The organism is Serinicoccus marinus DSM 15273 (genome assembly GCF_008386315.1).
In the GTDB taxonomy this organism is placed as follows: domain Bacteria; phylum Actinomycetota; class Actinomycetes; order Actinomycetales; family Dermatophilaceae; genus Ornithinicoccus; species Ornithinicoccus marinus.
This window is the reverse complement of the sequence record NZ_CP043808.1, coordinates 75,275-95,572: the sequence shown is the minus strand read 5'-3', so window position 1 is coordinate 95,572 and position 20,298 is coordinate 75,275. Positions and strand designations below refer to the sequence as shown.

14 protein-coding genes and 3 pseudogenes are annotated in these 20,298 nt (G+C 72.6%); 8 read left to right on the top strand and 9 right to left on the bottom strand.

The annotated features are described in order from the left end of the window. Nucleotides 1-84 precede the first annotated feature (84 nt). From FU792_RS00450 to FU792_RS00440, 3 genes are read left to right on the top strand one after another with little or no spacing between them, the layout of a single operon-like run. A complete protein-coding gene (locus FU792_RS00450; RefSeq protein ID WP_022923383.1) occupies nucleotides 85-1,824 on the top strand; it encodes a carbon starvation CstA family protein in 1,740 nt (579 codons plus the stop codon). A gap of 19 nt (nucleotides 1,825-1,843) precedes the next feature. Then, on the top strand, nucleotides 1,844-2,128 hold the full coding sequence (locus FU792_RS00445; protein WP_022923384.1) for a cory-CC-star protein: 285 nt from the start codon (nucleotides 1,844-1,846) through the stop codon (nucleotides 2,126-2,128). 13 nt (nucleotides 2,129-2,141) lie between these two features. After that, nucleotides 2,142-3,161: an ArsA family ATPase gene (locus FU792_RS00440; protein WP_022923385.1), complete on the top strand. Its 1,020-nt coding sequence runs from the start codon at nucleotides 2,142-2,144 to the stop codon at nucleotides 3,159-3,161. A gap of 160 nt (nucleotides 3,162-3,321) precedes the next feature. Here FU792_RS00440 and FU792_RS18265 read toward each other — a convergent pair whose 3' ends face one another. Then, nucleotides 3,322-7,005, bottom strand: coding sequence for a cell wall-binding repeat-containing protein (locus FU792_RS18265; RefSeq protein ID WP_022923386.1), 3,684 nt, complete (start codon nucleotides 7,003-7,005; stop codon nucleotides 3,322-3,324). A 234-nt stretch (nucleotides 7,006-7,239) separates the two neighbouring features. Here FU792_RS18265 and FU792_RS00430 point away from each other — a divergent pair. Then, nucleotides 7,240-8,975, top strand: a pseudogene (locus FU792_RS00430) (ABC transporter ATP-binding protein). Then, a complete protein-coding gene (locus FU792_RS00425) occupies nucleotides 8,972-10,966 on the top strand; it encodes an ABC transporter ATP-binding protein (protein ID WP_022923388.1) in 1,995 nt (664 codons plus the stop codon). Before FU792_RS00430 ends, FU792_RS00425 begins: the two are co-directional and overlap by 4 nt. Here the strand turns inward: FU792_RS00425 and FU792_RS00420 are convergent. The 6 genes and pseudogenes from FU792_RS00420 to FU792_RS00395 form a co-directional block, all read right to left on the bottom strand. Next, nucleotides 10,947-11,798 (bottom strand): LolA-like protein, encoded by an 852-nt coding sequence (locus tag FU792_RS00420; protein ID WP_022923389.1) that lies wholly within the window; start codon nucleotides 11,796-11,798, stop codon nucleotides 10,947-10,949. The two genes, FU792_RS00425 and FU792_RS00420, sit on opposite strands and share 20 nt — an antisense overlap. 136 nt (nucleotides 11,799-11,934) lie before the next feature. After that, entirely contained in the window at nucleotides 11,935-12,459 is a 525-nt protein-coding gene (locus FU792_RS00410; protein ID WP_238706102.1) for an ABC transporter permease, read from the bottom strand. Beyond that, complete coding sequence (locus tag FU792_RS00405; RefSeq protein WP_149814448.1) at nucleotides 12,420-13,100, bottom strand: ABC transporter permease family protein; 681 nt, start codon at nucleotides 13,098-13,100, stop codon at nucleotides 12,420-12,422. Before FU792_RS00405 ends, FU792_RS00410 begins: the two co-directional genes overlap by 40 nt. After that, nucleotides 13,097-13,729 carry an ABC transporter permease gene (locus FU792_RS00400; protein WP_161600170.1) on the bottom strand — a complete coding sequence of 211 codons (633 nt, stop codon included), beginning with the start codon at nucleotides 13,727-13,729 and terminating at the stop codon, nucleotides 13,097-13,099. Before FU792_RS00400 ends, FU792_RS00405 begins: the two co-directional genes overlap by 4 nt. A gap of 151 nt (nucleotides 13,730-13,880) precedes the next feature. Then, a pseudogene (locus FU792_RS19010) lies at nucleotides 13,881-14,168 on the bottom strand (hypothetical protein); the annotation flags it as partial. A 98-nt stretch (nucleotides 14,169-14,266) separates the two neighbouring features. Continuing rightward, nucleotides 14,267-15,154: pseudogene (locus tag FU792_RS00395) on the bottom strand (ABC transporter ATP-binding protein); the annotation flags it as partial. Nucleotides 15,155-15,294: 140 nt separating this feature from the next. Between FU792_RS00395 and FU792_RS00390 the strand changes: the two are divergent. From FU792_RS00390 to FU792_RS00380, 3 genes are read left to right on the top strand one after another with little or no spacing between them, the layout of a single operon-like run. Beyond that, on the top strand, nucleotides 15,295-16,128 hold the full coding sequence (locus FU792_RS00390; protein WP_022923393.1) for a methyltransferase domain-containing protein: 834 nt from the start codon (nucleotides 15,295-15,297) through the stop codon (nucleotides 16,126-16,128). Next, a complete protein-coding gene (locus tag FU792_RS00385; protein WP_149814446.1) occupies nucleotides 16,125-17,708 on the top strand; it encodes an FAD-dependent oxidoreductase in 1,584 nt (527 codons plus the stop codon). The genes FU792_RS00390 and FU792_RS00385 overlap by 4 nt, the downstream gene beginning before the upstream one ends. A 1-nt stretch (nucleotide 17,709) precedes the next feature. Further along, a complete protein-coding gene (locus tag FU792_RS00380) occupies nucleotides 17,710-18,954 on the top strand; it encodes a cytochrome P450 (RefSeq protein ID WP_022923395.1) in 1,245 nt (414 codons plus the stop codon). Here FU792_RS00380 and FU792_RS00375 read toward each other — a convergent pair. Both FU792_RS00375 and FU792_RS00370 read right to left on the bottom strand, forming a co-directional pair. Continuing rightward, on the bottom strand, nucleotides 18,894-19,334 hold the full coding sequence (locus FU792_RS00375; RefSeq protein ID WP_149814445.1) for a hypothetical protein: 441 nt from the start codon (nucleotides 19,332-19,334) through the stop codon (nucleotides 18,894-18,896). The genes FU792_RS00380 and FU792_RS00375 overlap by 61 nt on opposite strands. Further along, a complete protein-coding gene (locus FU792_RS00370; protein WP_022923397.1) occupies nucleotides 19,331-20,254 on the bottom strand; it encodes a phytoene/squalene synthase family protein in 924 nt (307 codons plus the stop codon). The genes FU792_RS00375 and FU792_RS00370 overlap by 4 nt, the downstream gene beginning before the upstream one ends. Between the last annotated feature and the right edge of the window lie 44 nt (nucleotides 20,255-20,298).

Genomic DNA, 20,298 nt, shown 5'->3' with positions numbered 1-20,298 from the left:
ATGGGGCTGGTGGGGCTGGCGTGGGGAGGCTAGGCTCAGGGTCGTCACCACCCTGCCCAGGGCTCACCGTCAACGGAGACCGTCATGAACTCGCTCGTGCTCGCCCTCGTCGGGGTTGCGATGATCCTCGCGGGCTACTTCCTCTACTCACGCTTCCTGGCGAGCAAGATCTACGCCCTGGACGACTCGCGCACCACCCCGGCGCACCAGCTCGAGGACGGGGTCGACTACGTCCCCACCAACAAGTACGTGCTGTGGGGGCACCACTTCACCTCGGTCGCCGGGGCCGCCCCGATCGTCGGGCCGGCCATCGCGGTGATCTGGGGCTGGCTGCCGGCCTTCCTCTGGGTCACCATCGGCACCGTCTTCTTCGCCGGCATGCACGACCTCGGCGCGCTGTGGGCCTCGGTCCGCAACAAGGGCCAGTCGATGGGGGCGCTGTCCGGCCGCTACATCGGCAGCCGCGGCCGCAACCTCTTCCTCGTCGTCATCTTCCTGCTGCTGCTCATGGTCAACGCGGCCTTCGCGGTCGTCATCGCCGGCCTGCTCGTCAGCACCCCGACCGCCGTCATCCCGACCTGGGGCGCGCTGCTCGTGGCGCTCCTCGTCGGGCAGGCGATCTACCGGCTGCGCTGGAGCCTGCCGCTGGTCTCGGTCGTCGGCGTCGTCGCGCTGTACGCGCTCATCTGGATCGGCGACCAGGTGCCGCTCGCGCTCCCGGAGACGGTCGCCGGGCTGCCGGCCAACGCAATCTGGATCGTCCTGCTCTTCGTCTACGCCGGCATCGCCTCGATGCTGCCCGTCTGGGTCCTGCTGCAGCCGCGTGACTACATCAACGGCCTGCAGCTGTTCATCGCCCTGGGCATCCTCTACGGCTCGGTGCTGATCGCCCGCCCGGAGATCGTCGCGCCGGCCGTCAACGGCAACGTCCCGGAGGGCACCCCCTCGATCGTGCCGCTGCTCTTCGTCACCATCGCCTGCGGCGCCATCTCCGGCTTCCACGGCATGGTCAGCTCCGGCACCAGCTCCAAGCAGTTGGACAAGGAGAGCGACGCCCGGTTCGTCGGCTACTTCGGTGCCGTCGGCGAGGGCCTGCTGGCGCTCGGTGCCATCATCGCGGCCACCGCGGGCTTCCAGACGCTCGCCGCCTGGGAGGAGGTCTACTCGGCCTTCGGCCAGGGCAGCGTCGGGGCCTTCGTCTCCGGCGGCGGGGCTATCGTCGAGAGCGGGCTCGGCCTGCCGCAGTCGCTGTCGGCGACCATCCTCGCGACGACGGCGATCCTCTTCGCCGCGACGACGATGGACACCGGCGTCCGGCTGCAGCGCTTCGTCGTCCAGGAGATCGGCGAGATCGCCGGCGTCCGGCTGGGCAAGGGCGTCGCGACCCTGGTCGCCGTCGGGGTCGCGCTGGCGCTGACCTTCGGCGCCGGTGTGGACGGCTCCGGCGGCATGCTCATCTGGCCGCTCTTCGGCACCACCAACCAGCTGCTCGCCGGGCTGACCCTGTCGATCGTGGCGATCATGCTGCTGCGTCGCGGCCGGACCGCCCTGCCGGCGCTCATCCCGCTGGCCTTCGTCGGCGTCATGACGCTCTACGCCCTCTTCATCCAGCTCGGCACCTTCTGGTCGGAGGGCAACTGGCTGCTGCTCGTCCTCGACATCGTCATCCTCGTCGCCTCGCTCTGGGTGATGGTCGAGGCGCTCGGCGCCATGCGCAAGGCCCGCGAGTACCAGGGTGACGACGACGCCGAGCTCGAGCAGCTCTCCACCGCCGAGGTGGCCGCCCCCGGGGGGCCCGGCCGCACCCGCGACGACGAGAGCTGACCCGGCATACGGTGGGGCGATGAGCGACGGCGCGCAGCACCCCACGCCGGCCGGGCGTCTCCGGACGGCGGCCGGCGTGCTGCGGGACGTCTTTTCCGGGCCCTACGCCCGCACCTTCGCGCGGGCGCAGCAGGACGAGGACGACCTCTTCATGGTCGTCGTCATGGCCGAGGCGCTCGGGGTGCCCAACCCGGCGAGCTACTACACCGTGGAGCTGCTGCCGGTGGTCTACGACCAGGTGCACGACTGGCACCGGCGGATGGGCCTGGACCGCAGCCCCCTGGACCACTTCTCGTGCTGCTGACCGGGGGCCCGGCGTGCTGAGCGGGCTCGCCGACGGTCGGGAGGTGCTCTTCGTCGGCGGCAAGGGCGGGGTCGGGAAGACCGCGGTGGCCTCGGCGCTGGGCCTCGCGCTCGCCCGGGGCGGCCGGCGGGTGCTCGTCGTCTCCACCGACCCGGCGCACAACCTGGGCCACCTGTGGGGGCGGCCGGTCGGCGACGAGACCGTCGAGCTGGCCCCCCTGCTGCGGGGCCTGGAGATCGACCCGGCGCGCACCACCGACGAGCACCTGCGCGCCGTGCGCGCCACGATGCACCGGCTCATGCCCGAGCACCTGCAGGGGGAGGTGACCCGCCACCTCGAGCTGGCCCGCGACGCCCCCGGCACCCACGAGGCGGCGGTGCTGGAGCGGATCGCGGAGGTGCTCGAGGGACGGCACCCCGACGAGCTGGTCGTCTTCGACACGGCGCCGTCCGGGCACACCTCGCGCCTCGTCGCGCTGCCCGAGCTCATGCAGGCGTGGACCGAGGGGCTGCTGCGCCGGCAGGACCGTTCGGCCCGCTTCGGCGCGGCGCTGCGCGGGCTGCAGGGACGGCCCCGGCAGGACGCCGGTGAGCGGGCGGCGGCCGACATCCTCGGCAGCTCCCCCGGTGGCCGGCAGGCGGCGGCACCCGACCGGCGCTCGCGCCGGGACGCCGAGATCCGGCGCATCCTGGACCGGCGGCAGGCGCGCTTCGCCGAGCTGCGGGCGGTGCTGCAGGACCCGGCGCGCAGCGCCTTCGTCATCGTGCTCGCGGCCGAGCGCCTGCCGGTGCTGGAGACCGTGGAGCTGCACGAGCAGCTCACCGGGGCCGGCATGAGCGTCGGCGCCCTCGTGGTCAACAAGCGCTCCCCCGCCGGCGCCGGTGACCTGCTCGCCGCCCGCCGCGAGCTCGAGGAGGGGTATGTCGGGCAGCTCGCCGACGCCCTGCCCCACCTCCCGGTGACCCAGGTGCCGCTGCTGCCCGAGGAGGTCCTCGGCGCGGACGGGCTGGAGCGGCTCGCGGCACACCTCTGAGGCGCGGGAGCGCACCCCACCCCGACCCCGACCCTGCTGCCCCCGGCAACACATCCACGGTCGGCAGTTCCGCGTCCACGGTGTCCCGAGGACGCAGGAGGCCCCCGCCGCGCCGAGGCGCGACGGGGGCCTTCCGGTGTCGTCCGTCAGGTCGGTGACCTCACGGGTAGACGACGTCCTCCAGGGTCTCCTGGACCCCGAGCTCGACCGCGCCGTAGCCACCGACGATGTGGACCATCTGCGCCCGCAGAGAGGTCATCACGTCGACGGTCGGGCTGGGCAGCATGTCCGGCCGCGTGAGCAGCACGGGCATGGTGTTCATCGCCGCCACCGGGGCCGCCGCGAGGGCGTCCGGGAACTCCACGCCGGTCGCCAGGAAGACGCCGGGCGCGGGGGTCGGGAAGAACTCCTCAGCCACCGCCGCAGCGGTGCCGTAGCGGTTCGTGCCACCCAGACGGACGACCTCACCGGCGGCCGCACCGGCCGCGGTCGCGACCGTCGAGGAGACGGCACCCTCACCACCGATGACGTAGACCGTCTCCGGCGACAGGCGCTCCAGCTCCGCGGCCGTCGCGTTCGGCAGCAGGTCCGGACGGGTCAGCAGGACGGAGGCGTCCTCCATCCCGGCGGCCGCGGCCGCCGCGAGGGCGTCCGGGTAGTCCTTGCCGCTGGCGAGGAACACGACGTCGGCGTCGTCGGTCTGGGTCTGGCTGACCTCGACCGCCGTCTCGTACCGGTTGTCACCGGCGAGCCGCTCGACGTCGGCGTACTCGGCGAGCGCCGTCATGACGTCGCCGTTCACCGCACCCTCGCCACCGAGGACGACGATGCTGTCCGGGCCGAGCTGCTGCAGGGCCATCCGCGTCGCCGCCGGCAGGCTGTCCGGCTGGGTCAGCAGGACGGGCGCCTCGTCGGAGCCCGCGAGGGCACCGCCGGCCAGGGCGTCCGGGAAGGCGAGACCGCTGGCGACGTAGACCGTGTCCGCACCCTGCGGGAAGGCCTCGACGGCCAGCTCGGAGGCGGTGGACCAGCGGTCCTGGCCGATCGTGCGCTGGACCTCGGGACGGTCCACGTCGCCGTAGTCCGAGCCGTCGAAGGCGATCCCGAAGACCGGGCTGTCCCACGTCTCGGTCTGCGCCTCACGGTCGTCGTTCCACGCCGAGGCCTTCGTGACCGTCAGCTCGAGGATGTAGTCGCCGTCCGGGACCCGGACCTTGGCGCCGTTCTCGTCGATCATCATGCCGTCCCACGGGTATGCCGTGAAGCCGTTCCGGCTGGCGGACCGGGCGAGGTAGTCGAGCTCGGCGACGGTGCCCAGGGACTCACCCTTGCTGCCGTCGTCCTCGGCCGCGAAGACCTCCCACTCCATACGCCGCGCCTGGTGCTCGAAGTGAACGAGGAACTGCGGGGCGTCGTCCTGCTCCATGGAGAAGGTGTAGCCCTCGTCGACGAAGCCGTAGGTGCCACCGTCCTCGACGCACTGGTAGCCGAGGTAGAGGCCGCACTGGGCGATGGCGCCCAGGGCCGGCAGCTCCTGGGTGACGTTGCCCTCCGCGTCGACCATGTCGGCGAGCACCTCGGTCTCCTGCAGGTCGGCCGCGTGACCGCCGTACGCGACCGAGTAGCTGTCGGCCTCCTCGCCCTCACCGGTGCTGAAGGTGACGTAGCCGCCGAAGATCGGACCCATCTCGCCGTCGATCGACGGCGACGTGATGGTCATGGGGACCTCCACGCTGGCGCCTGCGGGCACCACCACGCTCGGCGCGACGGCGACGTCGGCCGGGGCCAGGTAGTAGCCGAAGTCGTTCGCCGTGCCGGAGGTCGCCACGGCCGGGGTGTGCTCCACCGCGTAGACCTGCTCGGCGTCGCTGGTGTTGGTCAGCGTCACCGTCTGGGTGCTGGTCTCGCCGGCGAGCTGCTGGCCCAGCTGGACCAGACCGGGCTCGATCGTCGCCTGGGCGAGGATCGAGTCGTCGACCTGGATCATGCCGGCGCCCTGCCGGTGCACGAGCTCCAGGCCGGCCGCCGGCGCGATGTTCAGCGGCAACTGCATCGAGCTGTTCTGCAGCTTGAGCTTGACCTCCTCGACGCCGAGGTCCGGGTCGGCCTCGAGCATGAGGGCGGCCGCCCCCGCGACGTGCGGGGACGCCATCGAGGTGCCGGACAGGGTGGCGTAGGGCTGGGTCTCCAGCGGGTAGGTGGAGTAGATCTGGCCACCCGGGGCGGACAGGTCCGGCTTGACGGTGGTGTTCGCCATCGTGCCGATGGAGCTGAACGAGCTGATGAGCCCACCGGTCGGGTTCGGCACCGAGGTCGAACCCTCGGTCCAGGTGACGACGTGGCCCTCGGTCGCGAGAGCGTCGGCGGCCAGCCGCTCACCGTCGGCCTGGGTCACCATCACGACGGGGACCTCGATGTCTTCCTCACCGGCGAGGCTGGGGTTGATGCTGCCACCGACGTTGTTGTAGAGCATGACACCGGTCGCGCCGGCCTCCTGGCCGTTGAGCGCCTTCTCGTAGAAGCTGCAGCTGCCGCGCTGGATCATCACCCAGTTGCCCTCGATGACGGCCTGCTCCTCCGCGCTGAAGGGGTCGGTGCCGCAGGCCTGGGCCTCGGTCGTGCCGGGCGCGTGGACGGCCACGACGGTGTCCTCACCGGAGGTCGGCGGCTCGGGGGCCGGCGAGCCGACGGTGTAGGGGACCTCGTTGTCCTCCTCGTCGAGGAAGAAGTTGGCCTCGTAGGACGTGTTGTCCACCGAGCCGACACCGATGGTGTCCTCACCGACGCCGGGGGCGCCGATCGAGTGCAGGCCGCTGGCACCGGAGTTGCCGATGGAGGCGACGACGACGACACCCTCGCGGGCGAGCGCGTCGGTGGCCTGGGCGGTCGGGTACTCCTTCCACGCGGAGAAGGCCGAGCCGATGGACAGGTTGACGACGTCCATCTCGTCGGTCAGCGTCTGCTCCATCGCGTGCAGCATGATGTCGGCGTCGGTCGAGCCGTCACAACCGAAGACGCGGTATGCGCCCAGCGTCACACCGGGGGCGACACCGGTCACCTCGCCGTCGGCACCGGTGATGCCGGCGACGTGGGTGCCGTGGCCCTGGCAGTCGTCAGGGTCCGCGTCCGGGAACGGCTTGGGCTGGTAAGCGTCGCCAGCGCCGGGGTCGGCGTTGTAGTCGTCGCCGACGAAGTCGTGACCGAAGGCGACCTTCTCGGTCGGGAAGGTGGTGCTCCCGGGGCTGCCGTTGCCGCCGAAGTCAGGGTGGTCGTAGTCGATGCCGGTGTCGATGATGCCGACCTTGACGCCGGTGCCGTCGTAGCCGAGCTCGCTCTGCACGATGTCGGCGCCGGTCATCGAGATGGCGGTGAACAGCTCGGGGTCGATCTGGGTGTCCTCCGGCCGCTCGGGGGCGTCGATGACCCCGACCGGGAAGATCGCCTCGACCGCGTCGGAGGCGGCCAGCTCGAGCAGCGACTCCTCGTCGGCCTTGACCGACAGGCCGTTCCACAGGGTGCCGAACTCCGAGCGCACCTCCAGCTCCACGCCGGTGGCGTCCACGTCCGCGAGGAAGCGGTCGCGCTGGGACTCGATCGAGGCCAGCGAACCGCCGGCGCTCGTGCTGGGTCCAGCGAGCTGGACGAAGTAGGAGTCGGGCACCAGCTCTGCGCCGGTGACTCCGTCGTCCTGGATCTTGCTCTCCGGCGCCGGGGAACCCGGTGCGACGAATGCGTCGTCGTCGGCTGCGGCCGACAGCGGTGCCAGCACGGCACCGGTCAGCGACAGGACGGCGATCGCGGAGAGAGCGCGGCGGGGAGATCCCCCAGGCCTGGCACTGCTCACGAATGGTCTCCTTCGATGGTCCGGCCCCCGACAGGTCGCGAGGACCGTCTTCGACCCTAGGTCGCCAGCGGCCGTTGGCCAGGGGTGGAGAGTCACGATCAGGTCACGTTGTGGTCACGGCGACGGCATACCCGACGTTGCGGAAACGGTCTCTGACCTGCAGGTATGCTCTTTACCTCACCTCCGCAGGTGAGGTCACGGCGCGCGCCCAGCGGCAGGGTGCACAATCAGATGGTGCTCATCCGTCTCCTGCGCCAGCACCTGAGGCCCTTCGCCGGACTGGTGGTGGCGGTGCTGGTCCTCCAGCTGGTCGCGACCCTGGCCAGCCTCTACCTGCCCAGCCTCAACGCGGACATCATCGACCGGGGCATCGTGCAGACCGACCTGCCCTACATCTGGCGGGTCGGCGGGATCATGCTCGCGGTCAGCGCCGTGCAGGCGACCGCGCAGGTCGCGGCCACCTGGGCGGCGGCGAGGACGGCGATGGGGGTCGGCCGCGACGTGCGGGCGGCCGTGGTGGAGCGGGTCCTGACCTTCTCCTCCCGCGAGCTCGGGGAGTTCGGCGCACCCTCGCTCATCACCCGCAGCACCAACGACGTCCAGCAGGTCCAGCAGGTGACCTTCATGACCCTCGTCATGCTGGTCGCCGCCCCCATCACCGCGGTCGGCGGGGTCGTCATGGCGGTCCGCCAGGACGTCGGCCTCTCCCCGCTCATCGCGGTGGCCGTGACGGTGCTGCTCGCGGGGATGGGCGTCATCATCACCCGGATGGTGCCGCTCTTCCGGGCCAACCAGCGTCAGCTCGACGCGGTCAACCGAATCATGCGCGAGCAGATCACCGGCATCCGGGTCATCCGCGCCTTCACCCGCGAGCCGCAGGAGCGCGAGCGCTTCGCCCGCACCAACGAGGAGCTCACGGGGATCGGGCTGCGCCTCGGCGACCTCATGGCCCTGATGTTCCCGTTCGTCATGCTCGTCATGAACCTCTCCAGCGTGGGCGTCATCTGGTTCGGGGCCCAGCGGGTGTCCTCCGGCGCCATGGAGGTCGGGGGCTCACGGCCTACATCAGCTACCTCATCCAGATCCTCATGTCGATCATGATGGCGACGATGGTGGCCACGATGATCCCGCGGGCCACCGTGTCCGCCGAGCGCATCGGCGCGGTGCTGGACACCACCACGACCGTGGTCGCCCCCGCCCGGCCGCAGGCTCCCCGGGACGACGCCCGCGGGGTGGTCGAGCTGCGCGGGGTCACCTTCACCTACCCCGGCGCCGAGCACCCGGTCCTGCGCGACGTCGACCTCGTCGCGCGCCCCGGCACCACCACCGCGGTCGTCGGCGCGACGGGGTCGGGCAAGACCACCCTGGTTCGGCTCGTGCCGCGGCTGGCCGACGTCAGCGGCGGCGCCGTGCTGGTGGACGGGGTGGACGTCCGCGACCTCGCGCCGGAGCAGCTGTGGTCCCGCGTGGGCCTGGTGCCGCAGCGGCCCTACCTCTTCTCCGGCACGGTCGCCAGCAACCTGCGCTTCGGCGACCCCGACGCCACCGACGACGAGCTGTGGCAGGCGTTGCGGGTCGCGCAGGCCGAGGACTTCGTCCGTGCCTTCCCGGAGGGGCTGGAGCACCCGATCGCGCAGGGCGGCGGCAACGTCTCCGGTGGCCAGCGCCAGCGGCTGTGCATCGCGCGGGCGCTCGTGGCCCGGCCCTCCGTGTACCTCTTCGACGACTCCTTCTCGGCGCTCGACCTCGCGACCGACGCACGGCTGCGCTCCGCCCTGCGCCCGCATACCCGGGACGCGACGGTCGTCGTCGTGGCGCAGCGCGTGTCCACCATCGCCGACGCCGACCAGATCGTCGTCCTCGAGGAGGGCCGGGTGGTCGGTCTCGGGACGCATACCGAGCTGCTCGACACCTGCCCGACGTATGCCGAGATCGTCCGGTCGCAGGAGCGCGGGGAGGTGCGGGCGTGAGCGAGGAGACCGAGGAGCGGCAGCCGACACCACCGCCGCGTCGCGGACCGGGTGGTGCGCACGGGGCGGCCGTCCCCGTGGAGAAGGCCAGCGACTTCGCCGGCTCGGCCCGGCGGCTCGCCGGCCGCCTGGCGCCCTACCGGGCCTACGTCGCCCTGTCCGTGCTGCTCACCCTGGTCGCGGTCGTGCTCAGCACGCTCGGGCCGCGGGTGCTCGGCCGGGCCACGAACTACATCTTCGCCGGGTTCCTCGGCGCCCGGCTGCCGGAGGGCGCCAGCGTGGACTCGGTGGTCCGCGGGCTGCGCGCCGACGGGCAGGACACCATGGCCGACCTGGTGGCGGGCACGCCGTACCTCGTGCCGGGCCAGGGCATCGATTTCGGTGCGGTGGGGCGGACGGTCGCCCTGGTCGTCGCGCTCTACGTCGGCTCCGCTCTGCTCATGTGGGTCTCGACCCGGCTGGTCAACCGCATCTCCATGCGGACGGTCCGCGACCTGCGCTCGGACGCCGAGGACCAGCTGCACGAGCTGCCGCTGGCCTACTTCGACGGTCGCCCCCGCGGGGAGATCCTCTCCCGGGTCACCAACGACCTGGACAACCTCCAGCAGACCCTGCAGCAGACCTTCGGCCAGCTGCTCAACGCGCTGGTCACCGTCGTGGCGATCCTGGCGATGATGCTGTGGATCTCGCCCGCGCTGACCCTCATCGCGGTCCTGTCCGTCCCGGTGTCGGTGCTGGTCACGGTGCTCATCGCGCGGCGCAGCCAGAAGCTCTTCAAGGCCCAGTGGGCCCACACCGGGACGCTCAACGGGCAGATCGAGGAGACTTTCACCGGCCACGAGCTGGTCACCGTGTTCGGCCGCCGCGAGCAGGTCGGGCAGCGGGTGCGGGAGATCAACGAGCAGCTCTACGACGTCACCTGGCGGGCGCAGTTCCTCAGCGGCGTCATCATGCCGGCGATGTTCCTCATCGGGAACCTCGGCTACGTCCTCGTCGCCGTCGTCGGGGCCCTCCGGGTCACCTCCGGGACGCTCTCGCTGGGGGGCGTGCAGGCGTTCATCCAGTACTCGCGCCAGTTCACCCAGCCGGTGACCCAGGTCGCCTCGATGGCCAACCTGCTGCAGTCCGGGGTGGCGTCGGCCGAGCGCACCTTCGAGCTCCTCGACGCGCAGCGACAGGTGCCCGAGACCCCCGACCCGGCATCCCCTCCGCAGGACCGCGGTGGGCGCATCGCCTTCGAGGACGTGAGCTTCTCCTACGGGTCGGAGCCGCTCATCGAGGACCTGTCGCTCGTCGCCGAGCCGGGGCAGACGGTGGCCATCGTGGGACCCACCGGCGCGGGCAAGACCACGCTGGTCAACCTGGTGCTGCGCTTCTACGAGCTGGACGCCGGACGCATCACCCTCGACGGGCAGGACATCACGACCATGACGCGGGCCGACCTGCGCTCCCGGGTCGGGATGGTCCTCCAGGACACCTGGCTCTTCGAGGGCAGCATCCGCGACAACATCGCCTACGGCCGACCGGGGGCGAAGGAGGAAGAGATCCGCGCGGCCGCCGAGGCGGCCTACGTCGACCGGTTCGTGCAGCACCTGCCCGACGGCTACGACACCGTGCTCGACGACGACGCCGGTGCCGTGTCCGTCGGGGAAAAGCAGCTCATCACCATCGCCCGGGCCTTCGTCGCCCAGCCCTCGCTGCTCATCCTCGACGAGGCGACCAGCTCGGTCGACACCCGCACCGAGCTGCTGGTGCAGGAGGCGATGGCCCGGCTGCGGGCGGACCGTACCAGCTTCGTCATCGCGCACCGGCTCTCGACGATCCGTGACGCCGACCTCATCCTCGTGATGGAGTCGGGCCAGATCGTGGAGCAGGGCACCCATGACGAGCTGGTGGACGCGGGCGGGCCCTACGCCCGGCTGCACGCGGCCCAGTTCAGCGGGGCCGCGGTGGCGGGTGAGGACCTGGACGTCAGCCCTGCGAGCCCATGAGCTCCTCGATCGGGACCGCGTCCTGCGGGGCCTCGACCTGCGGCGCGTCGTTCCAGTCGCGGATGTTCATCTCGAGGTCGTCGCCGGCTTCGGCGCCATCGGCGATGACGACGCGGAGCAGGTTGTCCTCCCCGTCGGCGGACACCCAGATCTCGGCCTCGTCGCTCTCGACGACGTAGTGGTAGGCCTCCATCCCGTCGACCTCGCCCATCTCGGCGGTCGAGGTCTGCAGGTCGCTGGCGTCCGTCGGGACCTCCCCGAAGAACTCCTCCCACAGGGTCGACAGCGAGAAGCTGTCACCGATTCCCATCTCCGGCGGTGCCTCGATCCACTGCCCGGCCAGGGTGCCCGCCTGGGCCTCGCCACCGGCCATCGTCCAGAAGGACTCGTCACCGTTGAGGTAGTAGGTCTCCTCCACGGCGATGATCGACACCTCGCCGCCGTCGATGGTGGCCTCCACCTGGAAGTTGGAGTCGTCGAGCTGCCCGGTGAGGGTGGCGTCGATCGTCATCTCCCCGTCGGAGCCCGCGATGGTCGTCGTCATAGACTCGGCCGAGTTGGCGTTGTCGATGACGGTCGGCCACAGCTCCTCCAGCGGCGGGACGCCGGAGGCCTCGCCGCCGGACTCCTCGCTCGTCTCCTCCTGCGAGCTCTCCTCCGTCGTCTCCTCGGTGGCGGACTCCTCCTCCGAGGACCCGGTCTCCTGCGCGCTGCTCTCCTGCGCCGACTCCGTCTCGGTGGCGGCCGGCTCGTCCCCACCACCGCAGGCGGTCAGGCCGCCGACCAGGAGGCCGGAGAGCGCGAGCGTGGTGATGTGGCGGTGCCTGGCCATGATGGTGCTCCCTCTCGTCGATGATCCGCGCCCTTGCCCCACTCGGCCGTGACCCGGCGGACGGACCCCTCGTGCTCGTCCGTGGCGCACCGCCACCCTACAGGGCTCGACCGCCGGCCCCGGGCCCTCGCGCGCCTCACATCGCCCGGGCCAGGCTGCGGCGCAGCAGGAGCGTGGCCAGGCTGAGCACGAGGAGGGCCATGGCGACCAGGACGCCCAGCTCGAGGAGGACGTCCGGCACGGCCGCCCCGCGCCGCTGGATGTCGGCGAGCGCGTCGTAGGCCCACGCGTGCGGGGTGAGGTGCGCCAGCGCGCGCAACCGGTCGGGGTAGAGCTCGAGGGGCACCATGCACCCACCGATCGCGCCGATCACCAGCCCGGCACCGACCGACAGCCCGCTGGCCGCACCCTCGGAGTCGACCAGGACGCCGATGACGAGGGCCACCCCCGCTGCGACCACGGCGAAGACGAGCATGACCAGCAGGGCGGACCAGAGGTGTCCCCAGTCCACGCCGAAGAGGAGCGAGCTGGCGACCATGATGTAGCCGCCCTGCGTCAGCGCGATCGCCACCCGCCCGAGGGCCAGGCCGGCGACCACCTCCGTCCCGGTCAGCGGAGCGCTCATCGTGCGGCGGACGACGCCGTCGCGTCGCGCCTTGATGAGGGTGGCCGACGCGCTGAGCGTGCTGAGGAAGACGAAGAGAGCAGCAGCTGTCCCGCCGCCCCGGTGCCGAAGCGTCCCGCTCCGGCGAACTCCTGGGCCAGCGGGTCCTCCGGCTCCTGCACCAGCAGCCGTGGCGCCGGCAGCGCCCGGGTCGCAACCCGCAGCGCCTCCTGCGCCGCGTCGCGCTCGGCGACCCGGGAGACGAGGGCGACCTGGGCCGCCTCGACCGCCACCGTCTCCGCCTGAGTGCGCACCACCTCGGCGACGGCCGGGGCCCCGGACGACGTGCCCTGCACGATCTCCAGGGACATCGGCTCTCCCCGGTCGTAGGCCTCGGCCGCCGCGGCCGGGACGAGCACACCGACCTCGACGTCACCGGCCGCCACCTGCTGCCGCAGCTGCGCGCCGTCGTCCAGCAGCGTGACCTCGAGCTCGCCCTCCTCCCACCGGTCGACCAGGGCCGCGCGGGCGGGGGTGTCCCCGGCGTGCACCGCGACCGCCCCGCCACCGCTCTCGCCGCCGAACTGCCAGCCGATGACAGCCACCATCGCGAGCGGGAAGATGAAGACGAAGAAGAGGTTGGAGCGGTCGGCGAAGAACCGCCGGAGCTCGACGGCCGCGATCGTGAGCACCCTCATACCAGCTCCCTCCGTCCGGGCAGGACCCGCGCGAGCAGCAGCATCACCACGGTGAACACGAGCAGCGTGAGCAGGGTGGGCCCGAGCGCCGTCACCCCACCGCCGCCGGCCGTGATCCCCAGACCCCGCCCCAGCGCGGCCACCGGGTTGAGCTGGAGCAGCTGCCCGAGGGTGCCGGTCGAGGGCACCCGGAAGAAGGCGCCACCGCTCATTCCCAGCGTGATCGCGACGATGGTCTGCGCGATCCCGGCCTGCTCCGCGGTGCCGGCGACCCGGACCACGACGAAGCTGATCGAGGTGGCGGCGGCCACCACCGCCGCCACGAGCACGGCCACGACGGGCGGTGAGCCGAGGTCCACGTCGTCGAGGAGCAGCGACCCGGCCGTGAGGAGGGCGAGCGTGGCGACCACCCCGAGCACCCAGCTCGACAACCCCTTGGAGAGCGGCACCCACCAGCGGGGTATCGGCGTCGAGAGGACACGCGCCAGCGTCCCCCACTCCCGCTCCACGACGATCCCGAGCACGCCGAAGCCGACGGTGAAGAGCAGGAAGAAGCCGGCCTGCCCCGCCACGATCGAGCCTCCCGGGCTGAGCTGCTCGTCGGCCGTGCGGCCGGGGGTCCAGACCACCGCGGGACCGCTCGTGTCCCGCAGCTCGGCCGCCCAGACGCTCCGGGTCGACCCCGAGCTCGTCCGCGGCCCGCGCCGACCGGGCGGTGGCGGTGAGCTGGTCCAGCACCCCGTCGACGACGCTGGTGACGACGTCTGCCTCGAGGCCGGCGCCCGACGGCCGGTGCACCACCACCTCCGGCGCCCGACCCTCCCGGAGGGACCGGCCGAAACCGTCCGGCAGGACGACGGCCGCACCCGCCTGCCCGTCGGCCACGAGCTCGGTGGCCTCCTCGGGGCCGACGTCACGCACCGTCACCTCCAGCTGCTCGGGGTCGATCCCCTTTAGCGTCCTCGAGACGACCGCGGCCAGGTCGTCACCAGCGGGCGCGCTGACCGCCACCCTGACGGGGTCGAGGTCGTCGGCGAGCGGGGTGAAGATCAGGGAGAACACCCACATGAGGGCCAGCGGGACCGCTAGACCGAAGATGAAGAAGGACTTGTCGAGCACCTGCTGCCGCAGGTCGCTCGCGACCATGACGAGGAGTCGGCGCATGGTCAGTCCCGCAGGGCCTTGCCGGTGAGGTGGAGGAAGACCGACTCGAGGTCGGGACGGGTGATCTCGACGTCGGACAGCGTCATCCCCGCCTCGCTCCCCGCGGCCACGATGTCGCTGATCGACCCCGGCTCCCGCCGCACCACGAGACGCAGCGCGGTGGGGCTCTCGTGCACCTGGTCGACGACGGGCAGCGAGGCGAGCGCGAGCGCGGCCTCCCCGAGCTGCCCGCTCCCGGTCAAGATCACCGTGTCGGTTCCGCCGACCAGGTCGACCAGCTCCTCCCGCGTGCCCTCGGCCCGCACCGCACCGTCGTCGACGATCGCGATCCGGTCGCAGAGCCGCTCTGCCTCCTCCATGTAGTGCGTCGTGTACAGGACCGCCATCCCCGCGGTGGACAGCTGCTCCACGGAGGTGAGGATCGCGTGCCGCGACTGCGGGTCGACGCCCACGGTCGGCTCGTCCAGCACGAGCAGCGCCGGCTCGTGCAGGAGCCCGACGGCGATGTTGAGCCGGCGCTTCATGCCCCCGGAGAAGGTCTTGCTCGGCCCCCGCGAGCGGTCGCCGAGACCCACCACCTCCAGGACGTGGGCCACACGCTCCTTGAGGCGGGCGCCGGACAACCCCTGGAGCCGACCGAAGTAGAGCAGGTTGTCGCGCGCGGACAGCTCGGGATAGATCGCCAGGTCCTGGGGCACCAACCCGATGCTCCGCTTGGCCCGGATGGGGTGCCCGCCCATGCTCACGCCGGCCACCTCGACCGAACCCGCGTCCGGGACGAGGAGCCCGACGATCATCGAGATGGTGGTCGTCTTGCCGGCGCCGTTCGGGCCGAGCAACCCCAACGTCTCACCGGGCCTGATGTCGAGGCTGATGTCGTCGACCGCGACGTGCGTGCCGAAGCAGCGTCGCAGGCCGGTCACGCGGAGCACGGGATCGATCATGGGGCCACGCTAGGGCGCGACCCTCCGGAGGCGCCATGACATCTGTCCCCTGCTGGTCAGGACATACCCTCACCTACGCTGGTGCTGTGGACCGCCTCAACGACCCGCCCTCGCCCAGCCTCACCGGCAGCCCGACGTCACCGCAGGAGGATGAGGTCGACCAGCTCGACGAGGCCTTCGACCGGGCGGCCCCGCGCTACGACCTGCTGACCCGGCTCAACCCGGGCTACCACCGTGCCCTACGGCTCGCGGCCCGTGGGCTCGTCTCGCGGCTCGAGGTCCCCGGCGCCGCGCTCAGCAGCGCCGACCAGGCGCCCCTGACCCTCTGGGACCTCGGCTGCGGCTCGGGCCTGTCCACGCAGGCCCTCCTTCGCTCCACCGGCCCGCAGGTCAGGATCGTCGGGCTGGACGCCTCGGCCGGCATGCTGCGGCAGGCGCGGGAGAAAGACTGGCCCGCCGGGGTGAGCTTCGTGCACGCCACCGCGCAGCAGCTGCCCGCCATCGCCGCCGAGGAGCTCGGTCGCCCGGCGGACGGCGCCTTCGCGGCATACCTCCTGCGCAACGTGCCCGAGGAGCAGCGGGACGCGGTGCTGCGCTCGGTCCTGGAGCAGGTGCGTCCCGGCGGATGGGTCGCGCTGCAGGACTACCACGTGACCGGGGACGCCCGGGCCGAACGCACCTGGACCGCTGTCTGCCGTGGGATGGTGACGCCGCTCGCCACCGTGACCGGTGGTCATCCGGCCATCTACCGCTACCTGTGGCGCAGCGTGCTCGACAACGACAGCACCGCCGTCCTGGAGGACCGGGTCCGGCGGGCGGGCTTCGTGGACCTGTCCTGGAGCACGGCCGGTGGCTGGCAGCGCGGGATCCTGCACACCCTGCTGGCCCGTCGCCCGCAGCAGGAGGGAGGGCTCTCGTGAGCGGCACGCGCCCGGGCCTCGTGCCGGGACGGGACCGCCGCGCTCAGCTGCACCGCGCCGCCCCGGGAGCAGCCCGGCTGACGACGGACCAGGACGTGGTCGTCGTGGGAGGCGGCATCGCCGGGATCGCCGCCGCCGTGACGCTCGTCGAGCGCGGCGCGCGGGTCACCCTGGTCGAGGCGCAGGAGAGCCTCGGCGGACGGGTCAGGTCCTGGCCGGTGGGCGACGGGCGCACCATGTCGCGCGGCTTCCACGCCTTCTTCCGGCAGTACTACACCCTGCGGGCGCTGCTGCGGCGGGTCGACCCGCGGGGTGAGCGGCTCGTGCCCGTACCCGACTACCCGCTGCGCCGCGGCGACGGGCTCACCGACAGCTTCGCCGCCCTGCCGGCCTCACCCCCCGCCAACCTGGCGGCCTTCGTGCTGCGCAGCCCCACCTTCCCCGTCACCGGCTCGCCGACGTGCACCCACCTGCCGAGCGCGCTGGAGCTCATCAGCACGTCCTACCCGGAGAGCCACGAGCGCTACGACGGTGAGTCCGCGGCCGACTTCCTGGACCGGCTGCGCTTCCCGGAGGGCGCCCGCCACCTCGCGCTGGAGGTCTTCGCGCGGTCCTTCTTCGCCCACCCCTCGGAGTTCGGCGCCGGCGAGCTCGTCGGGATGTTCCACACCTACTTCACCGGCTCCTCCGAGGGCCTGATCTTCGACGTGCCCGACGACGACTACGACACCGCCCTCTGGGCCCCCCTGTGCCGCTACCTCGAGCAGCACGGTGCGCAGGTGCGGACCGGCGAGCGGGTGGAGGCGCTGGAGCAGCGGCCGGAAGGCGGCTGGGACGTCGAGGTGGCGGGCGAGCGGCATACCGCCGACGCGGTCGTGCTCGCGACCGACCCCCGCGCGACCCGGCACCTGGTGCAGCCGTGGGCCGCGTCGGCGGCGACGACGGACGAGGCGACCCGTTCCTGGCACGAGCGCGTCGCGGCCGGGCGCAACGCGCCACCCTTCGCCGTGCTGCGGCTGTGGCTGGACCGCCCGGTCGAGGCCGGTCGCGAGGCCTTCCTCGGGACCAGCGGCTACGACCTGCTGGACAACATCACGGTCCTGGAGCGTTTCGAGCGCGGCGCGGAGGTCTGGGCGCAGGAGCACGCCGGTTCGGTCGTGGAGCTGCACGGGTATGCCGTCGACCCGGCTCGGGACGAGGGTGTCGCCGGGCAGGGACGCTGCGGGCTGGACGAGCAGGCCGTCCGGGAGCGGCTGGTCAGCTCCCTGCACCAGGTCTACCCCGAGACCGCGGACGCGGTCGTGCTGCACGAGGAGCTCCTGGTCGAGGACGACTGCGGGCTGGTCAGCACCGGGCCGTGGCGGGACCGGCTCACGGTGGACACCCCCTACCCCGGGCTCGTGCTCGCCGGTGACGGCCTGCGCACCGCGTGGCCCATCGCCCTCATGGAGCGCGCGGCGGTCACCGGGGTGCTGGCGGCGAACGAGCTGCTCTCCGGGTGGGGCGTCCGGGGCGAGGACCTCTGGACCGTGCCGCTCCAGGGACTGCTGAGACGCCGGCCGGGCCGGACGGTGGCGTGAGGTGAGCCCGGGGCCGGACGCCCGCCGGGCGCAGCGGCCCGACGAGGCCACCCGCCCGCGGGTCGAGCGGGTCGACGCCGGCGGACAGCAGGGTGTCAGCACCGTCTGGCGGCTGCGCGCGCTGGCGCCGGCCCGCCAGCTGCTGCGGGCACGCCACCGCACCACGCAGGCGGGCTTCACGGCCGAGGCGATCCCGCGCGGCCGCCTGGAGCACCACCCGATCCTCGTCTCCGACGGGCCGCAGCACGACGAGCAACGCCGCAAGGTCGCCCGGTTCCTGGCCCCTGCGGTGGTCGCCGACCGCTACGGCGCCACGATGGCCCGGTGCGCCGACCGGCTCGTGGCGACCTTCCTCGAGGAGGGTCGGGTGCGGCTGGACGAGGCCGCGCTGCACTACACCGTCGAGGTGACGGCCGAGCTGGTCGGCCTGACCGAGTCCCCGGTCCCCGCGATGTCACGCCGCCTGGTGAGCTTCTTCAACCAGCCGCCCTTCGACATCACCCGGGCCGACCTGGGCCGCTCCCGCCGGGCCTGGGCCCGGGCCGCGCGCAACGGGTTGTGGCCCGTGCTGCGCTTCTGGTGGTCCGACGTGCGGCCGGCCGTGCGGTCCCGGCGCCGCACCCCCCGGACCGACATCGTCAGCCACCTGCTGGCGGAGGGCTACAGCCCCGCCAGCATCCTCGTGGAGTGCGTCACCTACGGGACGGCGGGGATGGTCACCACGCGGGAGTTCATCGTCATGGCCGCCTGGCACCTGCTGGAGGACCCCGACCTGCTGGAGACCTATCTCGCCGCGGACCAGCCCGCCCGGCTCGAGATGCTCGAGGAGATCATCCGGCTGGAGCCGGTGGTGGGCCACCTCTACCGCCGGGTGCAGGAGCCGGTCGAGATCCGTGACGGGGACGACACCTGGACGATCCCGGCCGGCGACCTCGTCGACGTCTGCGTCCGCGCCACCAACACCGACGAAGAGGCCGTCGGTGCGGCACCGATGGGCCTGTGCCCGGGCCGGGCGATGCCCCGCGGCACGGGCGGGTCGGGACTGGCCTTCGGTGACGGCGAGCACAAGTGCCCTGGTCAGCCGCTGGCCCTGCTCGAGACGGACGCGCTGCTGGTGCGGCTCCTGGCGCACCGGCCCCGCGTCGCGCAGCAGCCCGAGCTCGGCTGGGACCACCTCATCGAGGGCTACTGGCTGCGCGGTCTCGACCTGTCGACCGGGTCGTCCTCACCGTCCGACAGCGAGTGACGATACGTCCAGGAGGTGAGCGCGGTCGCCACCATGGCGATGAGCACCCCCAGGAAGATGTGCGCCGAGGCGGCCCCGGCACGTCCCAGCGTGACCTGCACGACGACCGCGAGCGCCAGGAGCAGGGCGAGGGAGAGGTTGACCGGACCGGCTGACCGCCGCAGCACCAGGTAGCCGACCGCCGTCAGCACCACGACGCCTGCGGTCACCCAGGCCCCGACGCGGTGGTAGCCGACGTACTGGCCCTGCCCGCCGAGGAAGGCCGCTGCCCAGCCGGCCTGGGCGACGACGGCGCTCAGCGCCAGCGTCGCGAGCGTGCGCAGCACGACGAGGTGCGGGTGCGGCATCCCTGCGGGCAGGCGCAGCGCCATCCGGCTCACGCCCCCACCGGGCCGGGGAGGCGGTGCAGCGGACCGCGTCCCAGCACGTCGGTCAGGATCGCCACCTTCGTCCGCCGGGGCACCCGGCGGCGCGCGGTGAAGACGTCGTAGTCGGCCGCCTCGATCCGGTCCAGGATGAGGGAGTACATCCGCAGCGCGGTGGCCACGCACCGGGCGCCCCGGGGCGGCAGCATGGCGACGCCGCGGGAGGCGTCGGCGTAGAGCTCCCGGTTGCGGGCGATCTGCTCGGCCATCATCGCCCGCCAGGCCGGCGTCACGGCTCGCTGGTGCGGGTCGGCGCCGTGCCGCGCGAGATCGTCCTGGGGGAGGTAGACCCTCCCCCGGTCGAGGTCCTCGCCGACGTCGCGCAGGAAGTTGGTGAGCTGGAAGGCGAGCCCCAGGGAGCGCGCGGGGGCCTTCGCGGCCGGGGTGGTGGGCTCGAGGACCGGCAGCATCATCTCGCCGATGACCGCGGCCGAGCCCTCCATGTAGCCGTCCCGCAGCTCCTCCCAGCTGGCCCACGTCTCGCGGGTGAGGTCGAGCTCCATCGCCCGGAAGAAACGGTCGAAGCACTCGGGGTCGGTGCCGCGCCGGCGCAGGCTGTCCGCCACGGCCGCCATCACCGGGTCGCTCGATCCCCCCTGCGCCAGCGCCGAGGTGAACAGCTCCTCGAAGCGGCGCAGCCTGACCCCCGGGTCGGGGTCGGGTGGCACCGGGACCCGGACCGTCTCGGGCTCGTCGACGATGTCGTCGGCCAGCCGGCACAGGGCATACACGGCGTAGACGTCGACGCGTTGCCCGGGCGGCAGCAGGCGGGCACCCCAGTAGTAGGTCGTGCCGTGGCGACGGGTCAGCCGCTCGCACTCCGCGTAGCCCTCCGCCAGGACCGGGTCCGCAGCCTCCGTGCCCCGTCGCGCCATGTCCCCAGCCTACCGGCGGATAGGCTCGGGGACGGAGGTGAGGC

What these genes read in the sequence shown, in the direction of transcription:
- FU792_RS00370 (WP_022923397.1), bottom strand. Translation starts at nt 20,254, where the DNA reads ATGGCGCGACGGGGCACGGAGGCTGCGGACCCGGTCCTGGCGGAGGGC.
- FU792_RS00450 (WP_022923383.1), top strand. Translation starts at nt 85, where the DNA reads ATGAACTCGCTCGTGCTCGCCCTCGTCGGGGTTGCGATGATCCTCGCG.
- FU792_RS00420 (WP_022923389.1), bottom strand. Translation starts at nt 11,798, where the DNA reads ATGGCCAGGCACCGCCACATCACCACGCTCGCGCTCTCCGGCCTCCTG.
- FU792_RS00405 (WP_149814448.1), bottom strand. Translation starts at nt 13,100, where the DNA reads ATGAGGGTGCTCACGATCGCGGCCGTCGAGCTCCGGCGGTTCTTCGCC.
- FU792_RS00445 (WP_022923384.1), top strand. Translation starts at nt 1,844, where the DNA reads ATGAGCGACGGCGCGCAGCACCCCACGCCGGCCGGGCGTCTCCGGACG.